Raw genomic sequence first — 18522 nt, 5'->3', positions numbered from 1 at the left:
GCAATTTTAATCTAAATTTAATATTTATATGCCAAAATCATTTAATATTTAGACAATATTTTTAAATGAACTGCACTGCGCATTGTCTTTATTTGTAAATGCAGTATGGCTATTTGCCATTAATGCTTGATCTAACCAAATAAATTAAACCTATGAACAAAACATCCGGCAATAAATATCTATTTGCCCTCATCCTTGTTACGAGCCTATTTTTCTTCTGGGGCTTTGTACATAACCTCGATCCGGTACTTATTCCACATTTGCGAAAGGCATTCCTTTTGAACGATCTCGAATCTTCATTGGTAGATTCATCGGTATTCATTGCTTATTTTTTAATGGCATTGCCAGCGGGCTATATTATGCGCAAGTATGGCTACAAATCAGGGATCTTGATCGGACTGCTTTTGTTCGGCATTGGTTCTATACTATTTGTACCCGCGGCGAATACCTTGCTCTATGGTTTCTTTTTGGGCGCTTTGTTTATCATCGCTTGTGGATTGACCTTTTTGGAAACGGCAGCCAATCCTTATGTTACGGTTTTAGGCCCGCCAGAAACGGCAACCCAGCGAATCAACTTCTCACAGTCTTTTAATGGTTTAGCAGCTTTTGTAGCCCCAACTTATATCGGGAAAATGATCTTATCGGGCAAAGAATTAACCAAAGCCCAGCAAGACGCCATGTCGCCAGAACAGCTGCACGCTTATTTAAGCAATGAGGCGGCCAGCGTAAAGGCACCTTATCTAATTTTGGGAATTATCATTTTATTGGTTGCGGTTGTTTTTTATTTTACCAAACTGCCAGACATCAAACACGAAGAAGAAGGAGACAAAGGCGTATCGAGCTTTTCGAGTGCCTTAAAATCAATTAAGTTAAAATGGGGCATTTTAGCACAGTTTTTTTATGTGGGCGCGCAGGTTTGTGTAGGCAGTTTCTTTATTAAAATGAGTGCCCATGCTGCAGGACTGAATGAAGACTCGGCCACCACTTACCTGGGTTATTATGGATTGGCATTTATGCTGGGCCGTTTCTTTGGTACTTTCCTGATGAAATTTGTCAATCCGCGAAAACTATTGATCCTCTATGCAATTATCTGTATGGCGCTATCGGCCTTCGCTATTTTTGGCAGTGGCATGGCTGTGGTTTATGCATTGATCGGAATCCCTTTCTTTATGAGCATTATGTTTCCTACCATATTTTCTATCGGAATTGAAGGCTTGGGCCATGATACCAAAATCGGTTCCTCATTGATTGTAATGTCTATAGTTGGCGGTGCCATATTGCCTCCGGTTTTAGGTGTCATTTCCGATAAAACCTCGAACATTCAAAATGGCTACATCGTGCCTTTGGTGTGTTTCCTGGTCATATTGATTTTTGCACTGGCTAATCGCGTATCGCAAACAAAAGTTGAAACCGTTAAGCTTACCATCGACTAAAAATGAAGCACAAGGTTTTAAGAATAAATAAGAAAGATAACGTTTTAGTAGCCTTAAGCGATCTTTCTGAGGGAGAATTGATTGAGTTTGAAGACCAATATTATACATTGCAAGAGCCTATTCCTGCTAAGCATAAGTTTTTTATGCAGCACATGAAACAAGGCGATGAGGTGATCATGTACGGTGTTTTGGTAGGCAAAACACAATATGATGTGCCTCAGGGAAGCAGAATGACCATTGACAATACCAAGCATGCCACTGAACCCTACATCTACCGAAAAACAAACTATCAGTGGCAGAAGCCTAATATTGACAAATATGCAGGCCGTACCTTTAAAGGTTATCATCGCAGCGATGGAACAGTAGGTACGGCCAATTATTGGCTTTTTATCCCAACGGTTTTCTGTGAGAACAGGAATCTGGATATGATCCGTGAAGCCTTGCACAATGAGTTGGGTTATGCAGTTGGTGGCAAATACAAAAACTATGCACACGATTTGATCGCTGCTTACCAAAATGGTAGCGATTTGGATACAGTGCTTTCTGCTCCAAATCCACAACGGCATCGGGTTTTTAAAAATGTTGATGGCATTAAGTTTCTCAACCATCAGGGCGGCTGTGGTGGCACAAGACAAGATAGCCATACATTGGGCAAGCTTTTGGCTGCCTATGCAACTCACCCCAACGTGGCTGGGATTACCGTGCTGAGCTTAGGCTGCCAGCACCTGCAGGTAGCCGATTTCAAAGCAGAAGTATTACAAAGAAATCCGTCATTTGATAAGCCCTTGCTTGTTTTCGAACAGCAAAAGGCACAAAGCGAAGAAGAACTGATCAAAGATGCCATTAAACAAACCATTAAAGGCTTGGTGCAGATTAACCAGATTGAGCGGGAGGAAGCCCCATTAAATCAGCTTTGCGTGGGTGTTAAATGTGGTGGGAGCGATGGCTTCAGTGGCATTTCTGCCAATCCAGCTGTAGGGCATTGCGCCGATATATTGGTTACCCTGGGTGCCAAAGTGCTCTTGGCCGAATTTCCGGAGCTCTGCGGAGCAGAACAGGAGATGATAGACCGTTGCGAAACCGAAGCATCAGCGCGCAAGTTTATGCGCCTGATGCAAGAATATGACGATCTGGCCCATCAGGTAGGCTCTGGCTTTTACATGAACCCTTCGCCAGGCAATATCAAGGATGGCTTGATTACCGATGCCATCAAATCGATGGGCGCAGCCCGTAAAGCCGGCAGTGCCAGTATTGTTGATGTATTGGATTATACAGAACCAGCCACTAAGCCCGGACTGAGCTTGGTTTGTACGCCAGGCAACGATGTAGAAGCCACTACTGGAAAAGCCGCTGCAGGAGCCACTTTAATCCTTTTTACTACAGGTTTAGGTACCCCAACCGGCAATCCGGTTTGTCCAACCATTAAAGTAGCTACCAATTCCAGTTTGGTTAAGCGCATGGGCGATATCATCGACATCGATGCAGGACCAGTGATTACTGGTGAAAAAACGATAGCAGAAATGGGCGAGGATATCTTAGAATATTGCATTAAAGTAGCCAGTGGCGAAGAAATTCCAAAGGCTGTACAATTAAACCAAGATGATTTTATCCCTTGGAAAAGAGGGGTAAGTTTATAACTTTATCAAAAGAATATGTTTTCATTTCAAGATCAAAAAGCAATAGTTACAGGTGGTGGAAGCGGCATAGGCAAGGCGATAGCCTTTGCATTGGCCAAAAACGGGGCTAGCGTACACATCCTCGAAATGGATGTGGCTGGTGCAACGCAAACCGTAAACGAAATTGTTGCACAAGGCTTTAAGGCAACCGTTCACCAGTGCAATGTAGCCGAGCAGGCAGCTGTAGATGCGGTGTTCGAACAAATTGGTCCAATCCATATTTTGGTTAATAATGCAGGAATTGCACACATTGGCAAAGCTGATAGTACTGCCGAAGAGGATTTTGACCGCGTGATGAACGTGAACGTAAAAGGCGTTTACAACTGCATCAGGGCAGCTATTCCGCAACTACGCAAGAGCGGTGGCGGTGTAATTCTAAATATGGCTTCCATTGCGGCACTGGTTGGGCTGGCAGATCGTTTTGCCTACAGCACGGCCAAAGGAGCCGTAAAAGCCATGACCATGAGCGTAGCCAAAGATTACCTGAACGAAAACATCCGTTGTGTATCTATATCTCCGGCACGTGTGCATACGCCATTTGTGGATGGCTTTTTGGAGAAAAATTATGCCGATAACAAAGCGGAAATGTTCGATAAGCTTTCTAAATCGCAACCTATAGGTCGTATGGCCAAACCTGAAGAAATTGGAAATTTGGCCCTTTATTTATGCAGCAGCGAAGCTTCGTTTATCACAGGGGTAGATTATCCAATTGATGGCGGATTTACCACCTTAAATACCTAACTAAATCACCTAGCTATGAAAAAAATCACAGCCATTTGCCTATTGCTTTTTGCGACTTTCGGTCTAAAAGCGCAATACACGCCAAGCAAAGAAAACCTTGAAGCCAGAAAGGCTTTCGAAGCCATGCGTTTTGGATTATTCATCCATTGGGGACCGTTTAGCATTCCAGGCAGCGGAGAGTGGGTAATGAACAACCGAAATATCAAGGTAAAAGATTATACCCGCTTAAAAGATTTTTTCAATCCGACCGAGTTTGATGCGAAGGCCTATGTAAGCTTGGCCAAAAGGGCAGGCATGAAATACATTACGCTCATTACGCGTCACCACGATGGGTTTAGCCTATGGGATACCAAATATTCGGATTTTAACATCATGAATACGCCCTACAAAAAAGATATCGTAAAGCTGTTGGCAGATGAGTGCCATAAACAAGATGTAAAGCTGTTTTTGTATTATTCGTTGCTGGATTGGCGTAGGGAAGATTACCCGCACGAAACAGGTAAAACCGGACAAAAAACTGGTCGCGTAGGCAAAAAAGGCGATTACGCTTCTTACCTGAAGTTTATGAAAAACCAATTGACCGAATTGTTGACCAACTACGGGAAAATTTCAGGGATTTGGTTCGATGGCCATTGGGATCAAACTGCACCAGAGGGAGAAAAAGACAGGTCATCGAGAATAGATTGGAAGTACGACGAGATTTACGGTCTCATCCATAAACTGCAGCCATGGGCATTGATTGGCAATAACCACCACCTGAGTCCTTTTGCTGGCGAAGATTTTCAGATGTTTGAAAAAGACCTTCCGGGAGAAAACAAAGCTGGATTGAGTTTTCAGGAAGCATCAGACCAATTGCCGGTAGAAACCTGCGAAACCATGAACGATTCTTGGGGCTTCAACCTTACCGACAATAAATACAAATCAGAGAAGCAAGTAGTTCAATATTTAGTGGGGGCTGCAGGCAGAAATGCCAATTTGTTGCTGAATGTTGGTCCAATGCCAAATGGTAAGATTCAGGAAGAATTTGTAGATACCTTAGAAGCTACGGGCAAATGGATGGCCAAATACGGAGAAACCATTTATGGCACTACAGGTAACGTAATCAAGCCTCAAAAATGGGGATTGGCTACTCGTAAAGGCAAAACCATCTATATCCATATTTTAAATGATAGCGAAAGCGATCAAGTGATCGTTCCTAACTTTGATCAAAAACTGAAAAGTGCATCGCTTTTTGATGGAGGAAAAAAAGTAGAGTATAAATTAGAAGCCGATGGCCTGCATCTTTGGGCCAAAAAAGACCCAGCAACAATAGACACGATTATCAAACTAGAACTACAATAAATAAAGCATGAAACTGATCAGATTTGGAGCCATTGGCGAAGAAAAACCAGGGGTAATTATCAATGGAGAATATTTTGACGTATCGACCATCGTGGCCGATTATGACGAAACTTTCTTTGCCAAAAACGGCCTTGAGAAATTAGAAACCGCCATCAAGGAAACAGAACTTAAAAAAATAGATTCTGATGTGCGTTTAGGATCGCCTGTGGCCAGACCCTCAAAATTGGTTTGCGTTGGCTTAAATTACTTAGACCATGCCCGAGAAACCAATGCGCCAATTCCGAAAGAACCTATTTTGTTCTTTAAATCTACTACGGCAATTGTAGGTCCTTATGACGATTTGACCATTCCTAAAAACAGTGTAAAAACTGATTGGGAAGTAGAATTAGCCATTGTAATTGGCAAAAAAGCCACTTATGTGGAAGAAGAAGAAGCAGAAGATTACATTGCCGGCTATTGCCTGCACAACGATTACAGCGAAAGAGAATTCCAGTTAGAACGCAATGGGCAATGGGCAAAAGGCAAGGGTTGCGATACTTTTGCGCCACTAGGTCCGTTTATGGCAACTAAAGATGAAATTGCCGATGTACATCAGCTTCGCTTATGGCTAACGGTAAATGGCAAAACTTTGCAAGATGGCAATACTTCAAACCTGATTTTTAACGTACCATTTTTAGTGTCTTACATTAGTCAATTCATGACTTTATTGCCTGGCGATGTAATTACCACCGGAACCCCGGCAGGAGTAGGCCTAGGTCAAAAGCCAGAGCCTTGGTACCTTAAACCTGGAGATGTGGTCGAGCTGGGTATCGATGGTTTAGGTTCGAGCAAGCAAACCGCAAAAGCTTATAATAAATAAATGAGAGAATGATTGAGTGATTGAATGAACGAAAGCCATTTTCTCATTCAAAATTCAATCATTCAAAATTAAAAAACATGAAGAGATATTGTTTAGCCTTAGACCTCATCAATGATCAGGATTTGATCGCAGCTTACGAACGTTACCATCAAGAAGTTTGGCCGGAAATACTAGCCAGCATCAAAGAAGCTGGTATTACTGATATGGAAATTTATCGCATTGAAAATAGGTTGTTTATGATCATGGAGGTAAATGAAAACTTTAGTTTTGAAGCCAAAGGAAAAGCCGATGCCGAGAATACAAAAGTCCAGGAGTGGGAAACCTTGATGTGGAACTATCAACAGGCTTTGCCTTTTGCCAAACCTGGAGAGAAATGGTTATTAATGGATAAAATTTTCAGTTTGTAATGATTGATTCGCACGTTCACTTTTGGCAATACAATCCCATCAAAGATGCATGGATCAATAAAGAAATGGCTGTTTTGCAACGCGATTTTTTCCCTGTTGACTACTGTAAACTGCAAACCGACAACTATATAACTGGCTGTGTAGCAGTACAGGCAGATCAAAGTGAGCAGGAAACGGCTTTCTTGGTCAATCTGGCAAAAAAACATCCCATCATTAAAGGAGTTGTAGGTTGGATTGATCTGCAATCGAAAGTAATAGAAGAGAAGTTGTCGTTTTACGCACAAGAGCCCATCATTAAAGGCTGGCGCCATATTGTGCAAGCAGAGGCTGAAGGTTTTTTGCTGAAACCTGAATTCATAAACGGTGTTCGCGCATTAAAAAGTTTCGATTATACTTATGATATTTTGGTGAAGCATCAGCAATTGCCTGAGGTGATCCAATTTATAAATCAGCTTGGCGAACAAGCATTAATCATCGACCATTGTGCCAAACCCGACCTTAACAGCAAAGAAATTGGGGCCTGGACCGAGCATATGAAGACTATTGCCCAACAACCCCACGTGTACTGCAAACTTTCTGGTCTATTAACAGAGGGCGATTGGAAAAATATAGATAAACAATTAATATTTAAATATTTAGATGTTGTTTTTGAAAGTTTTGGTGCAGATAGGTTAGTGTTTGGTAGCGATTGGCCTGTACTATTGCTGAGCGAAAATTACAGCTATTGGTTGCAGCTGCTTAAAGAATACATGCAGCAATTTACTGCAAAAGAACAACAGTTGGTGTTTAACGATAATGCCATCAAATTTTACAAATTAAACTGAACAAATGGATTTAAATCTTCACAATAAAATATTCGTCGTTTCTGGTGGTGCCAAGGGAATTGGAGCAGCCATTTCTGTTGCTTTGGCCGAAGAAGGTGCCATTGCGGTATTGATTGGCAGAAACGAGGCCGATAATGTTAAGTTGGTTAAGGAAATAGAGGCTAAAGGCCATAAAGCAAGTCATATCATAGCAGAATTAACCCAGCCCCACGAATGCCAACGTGCAATTGAGTTGGTATTGCAACAGTATGGCCGAATAGATGGTTTGGTTAATAATGCGGGTGTGAACGATGGTGTAGGCCTCGAAAACGGCAATTACGATGCGTTTATGGCTTCTTTGCATAAAAACTTGGTCCATTATTACCTTTTGGCTCATCATGCCTTACCAGCTTTAAAACAAAGCAAGGGAGCCATTGTAAACATTGGCAGCAAAACTGCAGAAACAGGGCAGGGCGGTACTTCTGCTTATGCGGCGTCTAACGGTGGCAGAAATGCCTTAACCCGCGAGTGGGCAGTAGAGCTGTTGCCTTATGGCATTCGTGTGAATGCGGTTATTGTAGCAGAAGCTTGGACGCCTTTGTACGAAACTTGGATCAATACTTTCGAAAACAAAGAAGAAAAACTACAATCCATTACCCAAAAAATCCCTTTAGAGCAACGCATGACCAAAACGGATGAAATTGCGAATATGGTAGCTTTTCTGCTTTCCGATAAATCGAGCCACACTACCGGACAACTGATCCATGTGGATGGGGGCTACGTTCACTTGGATAGGGCTTTGTAGTTTAAAATTGTTTTCAAAAAAACACGTCACTCAAGACTTGATCTAGGATCTCAGTTCGAAATAGATTCCTCGTACCTCGGAATGACAATTCTGTTTGGTTATATTCTAAACAAGTTTGTCATCCAGAGCGTAGCGAAGGATCTATAAAAAGAGCAGCTCCAAATAGATTCCTCCTGTTGTCGGAATAACAAAAACATTATAATATTGTTTTCAATCATCCCGTTATAAGTTTAACCAACCTTTAAAATTATATGGAAAACATCAACGGCGTATCATTTGAAGAATATGCTTCGGCCAGTGGCAATATGGCACAAGGAATGTCTGAAGAACAAGTAATGAATATTTTGGGCCTCGAAACCCATGTTTGGAAAGAAACCCTCGACCAATGGAATGTCAAATTGGGCGAGCTGATGACAAGCAACATGGATTATGCAATGAAGTTCGGAGATATTTTTGCCAATCCAAAAGCTGGGCGTTTTGCTGCTGCTGACAGTCCCGCATTAAGTTTAGAAGAAATTTTGCCATTGGCACCGGATTATGATAGCTATCAAAAAATATTCTGGCATCAGGCTGTAGCCGCAGAACATGGCGAAGATCCTGTAGCAATCCTGAAAAGTTATCAATTGGATTTGGGCAAATGGGGCACTTTAAACATGCATTACCTCAATCATCAGAACGATCTGCTTGACCACACAGCACCTGATTATGCGGAAAAGTTCGAATATTTTAGGCAACTGCAAGACAAGTGGCGCTCGCATTTTGAAGAGCAGTACGGTTAACATACAAAAGGCCCCGATTTAACATCAGGGCCTTTTATTTTAAATCATCACCTTGAACTTGATTCAGGGTCTCTCATTCGAGATAGATCCTTCGCTTCGCTCTGGATGACAAATTATAGGAATTAGTCAATCTTATCTTGTTTCTTGATTCCGATATTGTAAAGCACAAATCCCATAAACAAGAAAAACAATACGCCTAAAATCTCATAGCCACCTTGTCCGAACCAGTTCACAAAAATTGGCTCTATATTTACCTTACTTAAATTATCCCGTACTGCCGGAATAACCATTAAAATAGCCACGATTACACCTGCAATAGCCCCTCCGGCCACTAAACCGGTGGCAAACAGATTGCCTGGTGCAATTTCTTCTTCTTCGGCAGTTTTTATTTTTTGTTTTTCACGCCAATTTACGATGCCTTTAATCGCACCACCAGCAAAAATCGGAAGAGTCGTAGAGAGAGGCAAATAAGCTCCAACTGCGAAAGAAAGTGCATTAATGCCACACAGTTCGATAGTGATAGCGATAAATGCACCAATCATTATGAATTGCCAATCTGGTTGGTTGCCGAGTATGCCTTTAATCAAAGTTGCCATTAAAGTAGCCTGTGGTGCTGCATAGGTTTCGGTACCAATCGCATGATGAATGCCTTGTTTTAGCATTTCAGCCGTGGGCGTGTCTAAGATACGAACAGTTATACCAATCATAATAGAAGAAACGATAGCACCAATAAACAAGGCAATCTGCTGGTATTTTGGTGTTGCGCCAATCAAGTAGCCTGTTTTTAAATCCTGAGAAGTGGCCCCAGCATTGGCCGCCGCAATACAAATCATACCACCAACCACCAAAGCCATCGGCTCGTAAACCTTGCCTGTCCAGCCCACCGCAATAAATACCAAGCAGGTACCCATAATGGTGGCAATCGTCATCCCTGAAATAGGATTGTTGCTTGATCCAATCAAACCTACAATCCGGCTCGATACGGTTACAAAGAATGCTCCAAATACAATTACCAATACCCCAATTAATAGCTTGTTAACAATGCTATCACCTGGGATTTGAGGCAAAATGGCCATCAGTAAAATCAATACCAAACTGCCTATGCCCACCAATTTAATTGATAAATCTTGATCAGTACGTTTGACTTCGCCACCGGCATTTCCCGCTTTGATTGCGCCTACACTTTCTCTAAAAGAAGATATGATCGTCGGGATAGTTTTTATCAATGTAATAAAACCACCTGCAGCAACTGCCCCGGCACCAATCTGTTTCACAAAAGCTTGGTAAATTGCCCTTGGGTAATCGGCAAAAGTATGGGTAACAGGATCCCAGCCACCCATGCCTCCCGCCTTATTCAAATCGGCCATCAGCCCAAGCTTCACCAATTGTTTGGCTGCAACCAAAGGATCTATTAAAGTAGACAGTAAAGGAATTAAAGCCAACCAGGCCAGTACACCACCAGCAACCAAAATACCAGAAATCTTTGGCCCGATAATGTAGCCTACACCCATATACTCGGGTGTAATTTCGCCACTTATTTGTGCCGATGGCAGAAATTTATTAGCTTGTCTAGAAGCCCAAGTAGGTGCTTCGGCCACGACGTGAAATATTTTTTGCAATAAGGCATAAGCCAAAGAAAAACCTAATCCCCAGAAAGCGGTGCGGGCAAAACTGCCGCCTTTTTCTCCGGCCTGTAGCACAGAGGCGCAGGCAGTACCTTCTGGATAAGGCAAATTATCATGTTCTTTTACAATGAGCGACCTACGTAGGGGAATCATCATCAATGTCCCTAAAATACCGCCCAAAATGGCCAAGATCAAAATGGTCATGTAATTGAAAAAGGCCTCCCCAGAGCTTTGGCCACCGATACCGGTACTTAAGAACAAAAAACCCGGCAAGGTAAAAACCACACCTGCTGCGATCGATTCGCCGGCAGAGCCTGTAGTTTGGATAATGTTGTTTTCTAAAATGGTAGTCTTGAAGAATCTTTTGCCTAAAGTAATGGCTAAAACAGCAATGGGAATGGAGGCTGAAACGGTCAGGCCTGCTTTTAAGGCCAGATAAACGGTAGCCGCTCCAAAAATGATCCCCGCAATGCAACCCAGTAAAATGGATTTAATGGTAAACTCTGCCACATTACTTTCTGCAGGCACAAAAGGCTTAAATTCTTCTTTACTCATTTGATTAAGGTTTAAGGATTAAAGTTAATTTTTTTTGATGAGTTGACAAGTCTGAAAAGAACCCAATATTTTTAGATATTTGCGCCATGAAGAACAAAGCGATTTTTTTGGACCGTGATGGCGTGCTTAACCACGAAATGAACGATTATATCTGTAGGGTAGCCGATTTTGAAGTATTAACTTATCAAATTCCGCCACTGAAGCGTTTTTATGAAGAAGGTTATTTGCTTATCGTCATCACCAACCAAGGTGGTATTGCCCTTAATCGTTACACAGAAGAAACTTTAGCCGAAATGCACCAGCTGTTATTTGAAGCTTTCGAAGCTCAAGGCGCAAAAATCACCAAGGCTTACCATTGTCCGCACCACCCAACAGTTTCAGGACCATGCGCTTGCAGAAAACCATTATCAGGTATGCTGCTGGAAGCGATTGCTGCTTTTGATATCGACCCGGCTCTATCGGTAATGATTGGCGACAAGCCCCGCGACGTAGAAGCGGCGAATGGAGCAGGAGTGAAGGGAATTTTAATCGAACCCGATGAGCAGATTGATTACGATAAAGTGAAAGCCGTTTTAGCTGACCAGCACAACTAGTTTGCAAAAGGATCTGGAGCTTTTTTAGCTGTGCATAGTTTTTTCAAATGCAGAAAGGCTTTCCTCATCCGTTCTTGATTTAGCGGATCAACATTTAAGTAAGGTATTTTCATATACCAGTCTGTAGTCTCTTTAAAACTGCCGTTGTTGCGTTTTTTAACAATAATGGTATTACCCTCCGTCTGTACGGCAATATAATTGACAGGATCTTCCTTTAAACCAAGGTAATGGGCAAAACCTTTGATGTGGGTCGGATTAAAAATGTATTGAATTTCTTCTATCGATCCACTATCATAGGTTAACGTTAAGTTTGCTACTATTTTGTTTTTATCTTCTGCAAGATATCCAAATTCTAAATTGCTAAATTTTAACCTCGATGGATTGTAATAGGTGAATTTGAGCTGGTCGCATTCTTTCATCTTCTCACTGATATAATTGAGCGTTTGGTCTATATTGAGACTGCTTTGAGCCAAAGATGCAGTAGATAATAGTGCTAAAAATACAAGAAGTCTAAATTTCATAGTTTCTGTGTTGACAAATTTAATTTACAAAAGGGTCTGGGCCTTTTTTAGCTTTATATAGATCTTTTAATAGTAAAAATGCTTTGATTAACCTTTCGGCATTCAATTTATCCGTTTTTAAGTAGGGAAATGTGAAACTATTTGTCGTTGTTTCGGTGAGTTTGCTCGCTTTTTGCCTATCAATTACAGTTTGTCCAATGAATTTTAAAACAAGCATGCCTACAGCATCTGTATTTGCGTCGCTTTTTATAGTAATTTCCGAAATATGGGTGGGATCAAAAATATACTGAAGTTCATCTTTGGTATTGTCGCTAAAAGCCCTGCTAAAGCTTAATGACACCTTGTTTTATTTGCGGCATAAGTGCTAAATTTCAAACCGCTTAAAATATAAGTGTACTGTGCATTGTAGGTCCGTTTTAAATCAGAGGTTTCCTTTAGCTTATTATCTATATAGTTTATGGTTTCGCTTAGGTTAAGCTGTCCAAAACTTTTAAAAGCAAAAAACGGTAAAATTAAAAAGGTGAGGAGTGTTATTTTCATCTTCCGATATTAATCATCTAAAGTATAAAATCTAATGCAGCGTAAAATACCTAACCCTAGGTATTTTTGCAAAAAAAGCCCCGAGAAATCGGGGCCTATATTTTGAGTAGAGCTGTCAAATCAATCTTCGAAAAGCTCAGCATGACAATAAATGAATTATTTTCCACTCGCCTTGGCATGATCTGCCAAGAAAGTAGCCAAACCTGAATCGGTTAATGGGTGTTTCAATAAAGCGGTAATCGCAGCCAAAGGAGCAGTAATTACATCGGCACCTAATTTGGCACAAGCTACAATGTGCAATGGTCCGCGGATAGAAGCAGCCAAGATCTGAGTAGGGTAGCCATAGTTGTCGAAAATCAACCTGATATCTTCGATCAATTGCAAACCATCGGTAGAAATATCATCCAAACGGCCCAAAAACGGAGAAACATAAGTTGCACCAGCTTTAGCGGCCAATAAGGCCTGGCCTGGAGAGAAAATCAAGGTACAGTTGGTTCTGATGCCTTTGCCAGAGAAATATTTAATGGCTTTGATCCCGTCTTTGATCATCGGTACCTTCACCACAATTTTAGGATTAAGCTTAGCCAAAGCTTCGCCTTCTTTAACAATGCCATCAAAATCGGTAGCAATTACCTCAGCGCTCACATTGTCGTCAACAATATCACAAATGGTTTTATAGTGTGCAATTACATTGGCATCACCAGAAATGCCTTCTTTGGCCATTAAACTCGGATTGGTGGTTACGCCGTCTAAAATGCCTAAATCTTGTGCTTCTTTAATTTGATCTAAATTGGCGGTATCGATAAAAAATTTCATAGTACCTAAAATCCTGAAAAGGAAAGTTTATTGTGAGAAGAACCCTGATTTGTGTCGCCCCTTCAGGGGGTTAGGGGTAAAAAAACGGGCAAGCAACTTTTATCGCACCGCTACAACCTTCTACCCTTGCTTTGTTCCCAACCTGGGGGAGTTCAAAGGGAGCTGATCGTAAAAGACTTGCCCGGCACAAAGGTAGCAAATAGAGTGGTTTTTCAAAAAGGAAATGTGTTTATTTTTAAGAAAGCAGTTATCTGATTGATTAGTAGTAATTTGAATTTTACGAATATTTTTTAGCAGCCATAAATTGCCCAGCAATAGCCTATTCCAATTTTATTATGCATAAATATTAAATTATATATTATGAATTTTGCAAATGGAAACGATTTCAGTAATCAATTTGATAATTAAAACCCTATAAATTGAATAATATATATATAATTTCTAAAAATATTGCTGATAATTTAATTTGACATTTGTTTTTAGTATCTTAGTGTTTCATATACACTAACCCAAACCAGATGAAAAACTTGAATGAACAACAAGGATTGTATCGAAAAAGCTTTGAGCACGACGCCTGCGGTATAGGCTTTGTTGCTCATGTGAAGGGGCGTAAATCTCATCAGATTATTTCAGATGCGATTACCATTCTTGAGAACCTAGACCACAGGGGTGCTTGCGGTGCCGAACCTAACACAGGAGACGGTGCTGGAATCATGATTCAAGTTCCGCACGAATTCCTATTTGACGAATGTTTGAAAACCGGCTTCAGCTTGCCGGCCTACGGCGATTATGGCGTAGGGATGCTCTTCTTGCCTAAAGAAATTAGGGCCCGCGAAGAATGCAGAGAAATTATCTATCGTACTGCCGAAAAACTGGGCCTAGAAATATTAGGCTTTAGAAAAGTACAGGTAGACACTACCGGTATTGGCAATATGGCCCTTTCGGTTGAACCTGAAATCGAACAGGTATTTGTAGCCCGTCCGTATGAAATTGCTGAAGGCGCCGCTTTCGAACGTAAGCTTTTCGTACTCAAAACCTATTTAACCAAGACTATTTACAGTACCGTAGCAGGCAGCAAGCAGGATTTTTATATTGCTTCGTTTTCTTCGCGTACCATTATATATAAAGGTCAGCTGACTTCTTTGCAGGTAAGGACCTATTTTACCGAACTGAGCGACAAACGCATGGTATCGGCCTTTGGCTTGGTGCACTCGCGCTTTGCTACCAATACCTTTCCGTCGTGGAGATTGGCGCAGCCGTTCAGGTTTATTGCCCACAATGGTGAAATCAATACATTACAAGGCAACTTGAACTGGTTCAGGTCGAGCGTAAAATCTTTTACTTCGCCTTATTTTACGACAGAAGAACTGAACATGATTTTGCCGGTAATCGACGAAACCCAATCAGATTCAGGCTGTTTAGACAACGTGGTTGAGCTTTTATTGCATGCAGGTCGTTCACTGCCACACGTATTAATGATGCTGATACCAGAAGCCTGGGACGGAAACGAAGATATGGATCCGATTAAAAAGGCCTTCTACCAATTCCATGCTTCGTTAATGGAGCCATGGGATGGTCCGGCAGCCATTGCCTTTACCGACGGCAATTTAATTGGGGCTACTTTAGACCGCAATGGTTTGCGTCCATCGCGTTATGCGCTAACCAGCGATGACCGTGTAATTATGGCTTCAGAATCTGGCGCATTGGCTATCGATCAAAGTACCATCATCGAAAAAGGCCGTTTAACACCGGGCAAAATGTTCGTGGTAGATATGGAACAGGGGCGCATCATCAGCGACGAAGAGATCAAACAACAGGTGTGTGGCCGTAGGCCTTATGCCGATTGGATCAACCAATACCAGATCAAATTAGAGGAATTGCCAGAGCCAAGATTGATGTTCACCAATTTAGCTGAGGATTCTATTTTCAAATACCAGCAGGTTTTTGGCTATACCAGAGAAGATATCGATCTTTTGCTTAAGCCAATGGCCATCGAAGGCAAAGAAGCGATAGGCTCGATGGGTACAGATACGCCTTTGGCCATCTTGTCTAAACAGCCACAGCACCTTTCTTCTTATTTCAAACAGCTGTTTGCACAGGTAACCAATCCGCCAATTGATCCGATCCGCGAAAAAGTGGTGATGAGCTTGGCAGGATTTATGGGCAACAACGGCAACTTGCTGGAAGAAAACCAGATGCAGTGCCACTGTGTAGGCATCAAACATCCCATATTAACCAATTTAGAACTCGAAAAACTAAGAAGTATCGATACCGGATTGTTCCAGTCGAAAACGCTTCAAACCTATTTTAGGGCTAACGATAAACCTGGATCGATGGCCAAGGCCTTGGATCGTTTGTGCCGTTATGCGGTTGATGCCGTAGAAGATGGATTCCAGGTAATCGTGCTTTCAGATAGGGCAATCGACTCAGAGCATGCGGCTATTCCTTCTTTATTAGCAGTTTCTGCAGTTCATCACCATTTGATCAGAAAAGGTTATCGTGGCGCCGTAGGCATTGTGGTGGAGGCTGGCGATGTTTGGGAAGTACACCATTTCGCTACCTTGATCGGTTTTGGCGCTACTGCAGTCAATCCGTACTTGGCCTTAGAAACCGTTAGCCATTTTGATAAAGAAAGCGGTTTGAAACCTGAAAAACTGATTTCAAACTATATTTATGCGGTAAATAACGGTTTATTGAAGATTTTCTCTAAAATGGGAATTTCTACTTTGCAATCGTATCACGGGGCACAGATTTTCGAAATCTTGGGAATCAACGAGCAAGTGGTAAATACGCATTTTACAGGCGCTGTATCGCGTATTGGCGGTTTAGGCTTGGATGAAATTGCTTACGAGACCTTGATCAAACACCGCCGCAGCTTTGGGCCTCAAACCCAATCAGAACATTTGCTTTCTGCGGGTGGTACCTATAAATGGAGAAGAAGAGGCGAAAAACACTTGTTTAATCCGGAAACCATCCATTTGCTGCAGAATTCAACGCGCAGAAAAGATTACGAGACTTTTAAAAAATATTCTAAACTCATCAACGATCAAATGGCACAGGCTTACACCATCCGTGGTTTGTTAGAGTTCAACTATAACCGTTCGCCGGTTCCATTGGAAGAAGTAGAGCCGATCGAATCTATTTTGAAGCGTTTTGCTACTGGGGCGATGTCATTCGGGTCTATTTCGCACGAAGCGCACTCTACCTTGGCCATCGCTATGAACCGCATCGGCGGGAAGAGCAATACAGGCGAGGGTGGCGAAGACGAAATCCGCTACCAAAAGCTAGAAAATGGCGATTCGATGCGATCAGCTATTAAACAAATCGCTTCTGCACGTTTCGGCGTTACCAGTTATTATTTAACCAATGCCGATGAATTGCAGATTAAAATGGCCCAAGGTGCTAAACCTGGAGAAGGTGGACAATTGCCTGGCCATAAAGTAGATGACTGGATTGCAAAAGTTCGCCACGCTACACCTGGTGTAGGTCTGATTTCGCCACCACCACACCATGACATCTATTCGATTGAAGATTTGGCCCAGCTGATCTTCGACCTGAAAAATGCGAACAGAGCTGCGAGAATTAACGTAAAATTGGTATCAAAAGCTGGTGTGGGCACCATTGCCGCTGGTGTGGCTAAGGCACATGCCGATGTAATTTTGGTATCTGGCTATGATGGCGGTACAGGAGCTTCTCCTTTAACTTCCATCCAGCATGCGGGTTTGCCGTGGGAGCTTGGCCTGGCCGAAGCGCATCAAACCTTGGTTAAAAACCGCTTGAGAAGCAGGGTAGTGGTACAAACTGATGGCCAGCTAAAAACTGGTCGCGATATCGCCATTGCCGCTTTACTAGGTGCTGAAGAATGGGGTGTGGCTACGGCTGCCTTGGTTACTTCGGGCTGTATCATGATGCGTAAATGCCATTTAAATACTTGTCCGGTGGGTGTTGCTACGCAAGATCCAGACTTGAGAAAATTGTTTACCGGCGATCCAGACCATGTGGTAAATCTATTTTACTTTTTGGCTGAAGAGCTTCGTGAAATCATGGCTGAATTAGGCTTCAGAACCGTAAACGAGATGATTGGCCAATCTGATATGCTCCGCATGAGGAATATTGATGGCGCAGATTGGAAGTTGAAATATGTAAATCTGGCTCCAATTCTTTACAAAGAGCCAAACGATGGTGTTTCTTTGTTCCAAACAGAGTTTCAAGATCACGGCTTAGCTCATGTGCTTGATCACCAATTGATCGAAAAAGCACAGCCAGCAATTTTGAACAATGAACCTGTGTTCGCCAATTTCGAAGTAAAAAATACGGATCGTGCCATCGGTACTATGCTTTCGAACGAGATTTCTAAAGTGCATAAAAGCGCTGGACTGGCTCCAGATACCATTAACTTTAAGTGCGTAGGTTCTGCCGGACAAAGTTTCGGTGCTTTTGCTACTAAAGGTTTAACCTTATCATTAGAAGGAGAAGGCAATGACTACGTGGGCAAAGGTTTATCAGGCGCTAAATTGGTGATCTATCCATTTGGCAATATCAACTATGTTCCAGAACAGAACATCATTATTGGTAACGTAGCATTATACGGTGCAACCTCAGGCGAATTGTATATCCGTGGTAAAGCGGGCGAGCGCTTCGCCGTACGTAACTCAGGTGCTACTGCTGTTGTTGAGGGCATCGGCGATCACGGTTGCGAATACATGACCGGTGGAGAAGTGCTTGTAATCGGCGATACTGGAAGCAATTTTGCGGCAGGTATGAGCGGTGGCATCGCATGGATTTATGATACCAGCGGAACTTTTGCTAAGAAATGTAATCCGGAAATGGTCGATTTAGATCCTTTGCAAGAAGAAGATGAAGCCCGAATAATCACTTTACTTAAAAATCATATTCGATTAACCAACAGTAGGGTTGCAGAATTTATATTAAGCGATTGGGAAGCACAATCGGCACACTTTGTTAAAGTATTCCCTAAAGAGTACAAAGCAGTTTTATTACAACGTCAACAAGTTAAAATCAACTAAG

General features: G+C 42.1%; 15 protein-coding genes and 1 other RNA gene. 11 read left to right on the top strand and 5 right to left on the bottom strand.

The annotated features are described in order from the left end of the window. The first annotated feature begins 152 nt into the window (after window positions 1-152). The 9 genes from fucP to AC570H_RS06635 all read left to right on the top strand — a co-directional run bounded on the left by fucP (window position 153) and on the right by AC570H_RS06635 (window position 8844). Window positions 153-1433 (top strand): L-fucose:H+ symporter permease, encoded by a 1281-nt coding sequence (fucP, locus tag AC570H_RS06675; protein WP_497352979.1) that lies wholly within the window; start codon window positions 153-155, stop codon window positions 1431-1433. Between the two features lie 2 nt (window positions 1434-1435). Next, window positions 1436-3070 (top strand): UxaA family hydrolase, encoded by a 1635-nt coding sequence (locus AC570H_RS06670; protein WP_497352977.1) that lies wholly within the window; start codon window positions 1436-1438, stop codon window positions 3068-3070. A gap of 15 nt (window positions 3071-3085) precedes the next feature. Next, complete coding sequence (locus AC570H_RS06665; RefSeq protein WP_497352975.1) at window positions 3086-3850, top strand: SDR family NAD(P)-dependent oxidoreductase; 765 nt, start codon at window positions 3086-3088, stop codon at window positions 3848-3850. 15 nt (window positions 3851-3865) lie between these two features. Next, window positions 3866-5191, top strand: coding sequence for an alpha-L-fucosidase (locus tag AC570H_RS06660; RefSeq protein ID WP_497352973.1), 1326 nt, complete (start codon window positions 3866-3868; stop codon window positions 5189-5191). A gap of 7 nt (window positions 5192-5198) precedes the next feature. Continuing rightward, a complete protein-coding gene (locus tag AC570H_RS06655) occupies window positions 5199-6050 on the top strand; it encodes a fumarylacetoacetate hydrolase family protein (protein WP_497352971.1) in 852 nt (283 codons plus the stop codon). 77 nt (window positions 6051-6127) lie between these two features. After that, window positions 6128-6457, top strand: coding sequence for an L-rhamnose mutarotase (locus AC570H_RS06650; RefSeq protein ID WP_497352969.1), 330 nt, complete (start codon window positions 6128-6130; stop codon window positions 6455-6457). Beyond that, window positions 6457-7281, top strand: a complete 825-nt coding sequence (locus tag AC570H_RS06645; RefSeq protein ID WP_497352967.1) for an amidohydrolase family protein — start codon at window positions 6457-6459, stop codon at window positions 7279-7281. The genes AC570H_RS06650 and AC570H_RS06645 overlap by 1 nt, the downstream gene beginning before the upstream one ends. Window positions 7282-7285: 4 nt before the next feature. After that, complete coding sequence (locus AC570H_RS06640; RefSeq protein WP_497352965.1) at window positions 7286-8065, top strand: L-fucose dehydrogenase; 780 nt, start codon at window positions 7286-7288, stop codon at window positions 8063-8065. A gap of 251 nt (window positions 8066-8316) precedes the next feature. Next, window positions 8317-8844 carry a DUF6620 family protein gene (locus tag AC570H_RS06635; protein WP_497352963.1) on the top strand — a complete coding sequence of 176 codons (528 nt, stop codon included), beginning with the start codon at window positions 8317-8319 and terminating at the stop codon, window positions 8842-8844. A 122-nt stretch (window positions 8845-8966) separates the two neighbouring features. Here the strand turns inward: AC570H_RS06635 and AC570H_RS06630 are convergent, their stop codons facing one another. Continuing rightward, window positions 8967-11024 (bottom strand): OPT family oligopeptide transporter, encoded by a 2058-nt coding sequence (locus AC570H_RS06630; protein ID WP_497352961.1) that lies wholly within the window; start codon window positions 11022-11024, stop codon window positions 8967-8969. 86 nt (window positions 11025-11110) lie between these two features. Here AC570H_RS06630 and AC570H_RS06625 point away from each other — a divergent pair, with 86 nt between their 5' ends. Further along, window positions 11111-11617, top strand: a complete 507-nt coding sequence (locus AC570H_RS06625) for a D-glycero-alpha-D-manno-heptose-1,7-bisphosphate 7-phosphatase (protein ID WP_497352959.1) — start codon at window positions 11111-11113, stop codon at window positions 11615-11617. Here AC570H_RS06625 and AC570H_RS06620 read toward each other — a convergent pair. From AC570H_RS06620 to ffs, 4 genes are all read right to left on the bottom strand, one after another. After that, entirely contained in the window at window positions 11614-12138 is a 525-nt protein-coding gene (locus tag AC570H_RS06620; protein WP_497352957.1) for a hypothetical protein, read from the bottom strand. The two genes, AC570H_RS06625 and AC570H_RS06620, sit on opposite strands and share 4 nt — an antisense overlap. Before the next feature lie 19 nt (window positions 12139-12157). Next, window positions 12158-12478 carry a hypothetical protein gene (locus tag AC570H_RS06615; protein ID WP_497352955.1) on the bottom strand — a complete coding sequence of 107 codons (321 nt, stop codon included), beginning with the start codon at window positions 12476-12478 and terminating at the stop codon, window positions 12158-12160. 356 nt (window positions 12479-12834) lie between these two features. Beyond that, a complete protein-coding gene (fsa, locus tag AC570H_RS06610; protein WP_497352953.1) occupies window positions 12835-13494 on the bottom strand; it encodes a fructose-6-phosphate aldolase in 660 nt (219 codons plus the stop codon). Window positions 13495-13577: 83 nt separating this feature from the next. Further along, an RNA gene (gene ffs, locus AC570H_RS06605) (signal recognition particle sRNA small type) lies at window positions 13578-13677 on the bottom strand. 335 nt (window positions 13678-14012) lie between these two features. Between ffs and gltB the strand changes: the two genes are divergently transcribed. Then, on the top strand, window positions 14013-18521 hold the full coding sequence (gltB, locus tag AC570H_RS06600) for a glutamate synthase large subunit (RefSeq protein WP_497352951.1): 4509 nt from the start codon (window positions 14013-14015) through the stop codon (window positions 18519-18521). The last annotated feature ends 1 nt before the right edge of the window (window position 18522 follow it).

It is taken from the genome of Pedobacter sp. B4419, assembly GCF_059693725.1.
This window is presented reverse-complemented; position numbering and strand designations above follow the sequence as displayed.